Raw genomic sequence first — 4,289 nt, 5'->3', positions numbered from 1 at the left:
CACATACCAGTCGACACGTAGTGCTTGATTGTGGCTGGTTCCCTTCTATTCTTACCTTGGTATATAGACCAGTAGTGTAGAAGAATGGCCGGTGATCTTCGACTCCGTCCCCGCTTCTTTCTACGGCACCTGCCCACAGAGACCGGTGCCGCGCTGATTGTTGATCAGCAGGGGCAGGCGCAGCTTGAGTTGAGCTGGTTTATGCGTGAACTGGAAGAACAATACGCAGCGACCACGATGCGATCTTATGCCGCCGTTCTGATTCGTTACTTTTCGTGGCTGGCGGTCCGACATCTGTCTTGGAACGTAGAGTCCGGTACCGCTCGAGCCCAGTTTGAGCGGTTTCTTTGTGATGAACTCGGCTGCCAGTTGCGACTTCATCGTCACGGATTCATCTTGCTGACGATGACCCGCGAGAACAGCAGCCAGGTAGGTCATGTGCTGGCCGCAGTACGCCACTTCTATGCGTTTGCCATTCGCAAACACCTGTACCTGCCACCTCACCCGCTTGAGCGGATTCAAGGTGCTGCAACCGCGCCCTCCCCACTGGAATTTCCCGCCACGGACGTTCCAGCAATGCCCGCAGTGAGTGGCGTTGAACCGACTCAGCTACCCCGGGACAGATTGACGAACGCCTACTACGTCCTGTCCAACGGCATCTGGGTTCCCCGAGTCATCGATGACCCCGATTTCCCGCGCCAAGTCTTCGCGGCTGGAGCCGCATTGGGGTGGCCCTTTCGGGATCGCCTCATCACACGACTGCTTTTTGAAACAGGCGCCCGCGTTAGCGAAATTTGCGGCCTTACTCTTGCTGATTGGCTTGGCCGCGGCGGACGCACGGAGGCGTCTGCATTCAGCAAAGGAAGTGCAGGGCGACGCGTCAAGGTCGTGCGCTTCAGCGAAACAACCGCCACATGGCTACGTCAGTATTTTGATCACGAGCGTCGGGCGGATGATCCCGAGCACCAGCGTCTCAACGACTATCGGGACCACGTCGATTCACAATTGTGGCAGCACATCCCCTTGTTCCTGACGCGGTTACATACAGCGATGTCGCCAGATGCCTATCGGGATCAGGCGTGGCGCCCGGCGTGCCGGTTGAGGGGAATACAAGCCAACGTGCATCAGGCACGGCATTGGTATGTCACGACGGCTCTGCAAGAAATCGATACGTTGGTTTCGGACGCTGCTGAACGTAAGCGCCGCGTCCGCGCATTGATTGTGTATATGGGATGGCGGAGCGGTGCCGCCACCCTTGAGGGCTATGACCATCACCTCGACCAGCTACGTCATGCCGAGATACATGGCCAGCTTCAAGCAAAGCTGGATCAGGCGTTACGGCGACCGCCAACAACACCGCGCGATCGGGAGGCGATGCCAATCATCTGGAGCCAGCTACCGCATGATCCCGATTGGCAGTTGTTGCGTCGTTTAGGGCGGCAGTCCGATGAGCCGCCGCTGGGCTAACGCCGTCCCTCCTGACCTCCAAACCATGGACGGGCTGCCGGATCTGCCCGACGAGATTCGCTGCGCGCCTTACACTGAATTTGATGTCGCCGTGCATGACGGCCAGTACCGCGTCGCACCCATCGCAGTCCGATATCTCTATCGGAACGTCTATGGTTGTTCTTGGTATCCCCACCTTGCATTAGCTGTGCTGCTTCTAGCCGCGCAGCGGCACGATCAGGCGACGGTATATTCCTTGGTGGCCGTGTTGCATGGCGGGCTGCGGCGTTTGTTTGGTTCGCCCATACTGGCGTCCCGTTTGCCCAGCATGGACGCTTTGGGCCAGGTAATTGACGAGGCCCTGCACCTGTATCTAGCTGGAGAGCTTGGGCAATCGACTGATGCGACGCGCTTAATGTTTTACCAGCGCTACCAATCTGCCTGCAGCGTCGAACAAGGCTGGCTGCAAAACTTGCCGCCCGACCAGCAGCAGGTATATCGGCCGTGGTTGTTGCCGCCGGCTAATCGTGCGTTGCACGCGCCGGTGATTGACATGGCAGCGCACGAGCGTGAACGCGAGCAGCGGCGCAAAGAAGAAACCGACGCATTGATGCCTGCCTATCCTGAGTTGCGGAGTGAGGCGCATCTTCGATGGAACTGGTTTTCCAAGTTCAGGCAGGCATATCGGCAAGCTGTAGCGCAGTGCGCCAACAACATCGGTCCTGTCGAATACGACTATACCGATGGCGATCGACTGTGGCACTTGAGAATCTGGACCGTTGAAGCCCTGAGAAAAGGGCCCTTGGCTTCGTTTTGCGGCCAACATCAACCTCCGGATGGCCAACACCTGCTTGAAGTTGTGGACGTGATCGCGCTACCAGAGCGGCGGCAGGTCGATCCAAGCGTAGCCCTCTGGTTTGCTGACATCATCCGCCACACCGCGGCGCCTGACTCCAATCCGGATGCGAAAGCGTGGCGCGAGAGCTGGGGATACGTTACCACCACATTTCGAACGAACCATGCCGACCTCCTGATGAGCAGCTACCACGTGTTCATTCACGCAGCACAGCAAACGCTGGGGCACCCGCTACTGTCAGTGGACGCGGCGTATTACGGCATGACTTTCGGCTTGATGGCGGTCGACGTCTTCACGACCACCGGCGCACGTTTAAACGAAGTCATGCAAATCAGCTTGAGCCCAGATTGCCTCGTGCGGCTCAAGCTGCCGTCAATTCAAACGTCTCCGACAACGTCGTCCATGCCGCGTATCCGGTACGTGTTGAGGATGATCCCCAAAGGGGAGCGTAAAGATCAGAGACATGATTATTTTATTGGTACCGAGACGAAACGCCTTCTTGCCCGTACGGCACTGATGCTTGCCGAACACTACTGCCTGAAGCAAAGCGAGCCGTTGCCAACCGTACCGTTTAACCAGCTACATCGACGTGCTCATCGATTCAAACCTGCGCCGTACCTATTTCAGTTGGGTGGTCGCCACTTGAGCGGCGAAGCAATCACAAGTTGTGTTCGATTCCTGTTGCACGGGATGGCGCTTCGTACGACATCCGGCCGAATCATCACGCTTCGGGCGCATTTGCTCCGCCACGGCTTTGCGACGCACGCCGTACAGGTCGAAAAGATCCCGGTCGACATTGTCGGGGCCTGGCTCCACCAGAAGAGTGTGCCGGTCACCGAGTACTACTCGCAGGCCACGGAAACCATGATCGCGGACGCGGCCGACCTTTACCTGCTCCGAATTGCCCGATCAATTGATGTCGAACAGGCCGTGGCGCGCTCGCCACATACGCTGCAGCAACTCTACGACGAGGCGGTCTCCAAGACCGGCACGCTTGCCAACGTAGTCGGTGGCCATTGCACGAGTCACGGCCTGTGTAAGGTTCAGTTTGCGTGTGTTGGGTGCGCTGCGAAGGTCCCGGACCCAGCACAGCGTGCGCAGGTGGAGCATAGGCGCACTTGGGCGGAGCGCGAACTTGTCTATAACCGTGAGCAAGGCCTTCTGCCCGAGGTGTCTCGGCTTCAACATTTGATCGAAGCAGCAAACAGCGAGCTTCGAGAAATGGACCTGATTGACCAATATCGCGCAGCTGAACCACCGCTCGAGGAGATGCACGATGCCCCAAGCTCGCCCGTGGTTGAAGAAGCTCCACCAACGCCGTCGCGACCGAACGGTCGCACTCGTAAAAAGCGCCCTTCGAACACTTCGACGTAATGCCGAGCGGATCTCGATCACCTCTATCGTCCGGGCAACGCGCGAGGTTGACCCGGAAGGGGATGGGATCAGCGCAACCACGTTACTCAACAATCCAATCGCGTACGAACTTTACGCAAAGGCTCGGACATGGCAGCCTCCGCACAGGCGAAAGATCCAGCCGGCCATCGATACAACCATCCTTCCGCCTCCGGCGAAACTTGAGCGTAACCTCGAAGCTGCGCGACATCGCTTGACCAAGCTGACGAAGAGCACCCTAATCGTGAGACTCCTCACGATCGAACAGGCATACGCAACGCTTTATCGTGCAGCGATGATCGAGCAAGCACGGAACGTCGATAAGTGGATAACCCTGCAATCGGACAGCTTATCCACAGAAGCACTGAACAACCCTGTGGATAAATGAGACGAAACCCTTGCCTCATCGGTCATTCGCTGGCGTAGCTATTTCGTGAGCACCGTGCCAATTCTGTACGCAGCCCTTCGACACTGCGCAGCGATTCAGTACGAAGAAGAAAAAATCGACACGCACGCTGACGGATACCCGCTACTGGCGCATAGTAAGTCCCCCCAATTATGGGGTACGCAGCCATTTCTCTACAGTCCGCTATAA

General features: G+C 57.6%; 3 protein-coding genes. 2 read left to right on the top strand and 1 reads right to left on the bottom strand.

What is annotated here, in order from left to right; translation table 11 throughout:
* Positions 1-120 precede the first annotated feature (120 nt).
* Entirely contained in the window at positions 121-381 is a 261-nt protein-coding gene (locus FFS45_RS42070; RefSeq protein ID WP_171029908.1) for a hypothetical protein, read from the bottom strand.
* Positions 382-405: 24 nt separating this feature from the next.
* Between FFS45_RS42070 and FFS45_RS41285 the strand changes: the two genes are divergently transcribed.
* Together FFS45_RS41285 and FFS45_RS41280 are read left to right on the top strand one after the other, a co-directional pair.
* A complete protein-coding gene (locus tag FFS45_RS41285) occupies positions 406-1,467 on the top strand; it encodes a site-specific integrase (RefSeq protein WP_244140882.1) in 1,062 nt (353 codons plus the stop codon).
* A complete protein-coding gene (locus FFS45_RS41280; protein ID WP_171029906.1) occupies positions 1,448-3,676 on the top strand; it encodes a site-specific integrase in 2,229 nt (742 codons plus the stop codon). The genes FFS45_RS41285 and FFS45_RS41280 overlap by 20 nt, the downstream gene beginning before the upstream one ends.
* Positions 3,677-4,289 lie beyond the last annotated feature (613 nt).

Source organism: Burkholderia sp. 4M9327F10, from assembly GCF_005503145.1.
Classification (GTDB): domain Bacteria; phylum Pseudomonadota; class Gammaproteobacteria; order Burkholderiales; family Burkholderiaceae; genus Paraburkholderia.
The sequence above is the reverse complement of the archived record's forward strand: the minus strand, read 5'-3'. Positions and strand labels throughout refer to the sequence as shown.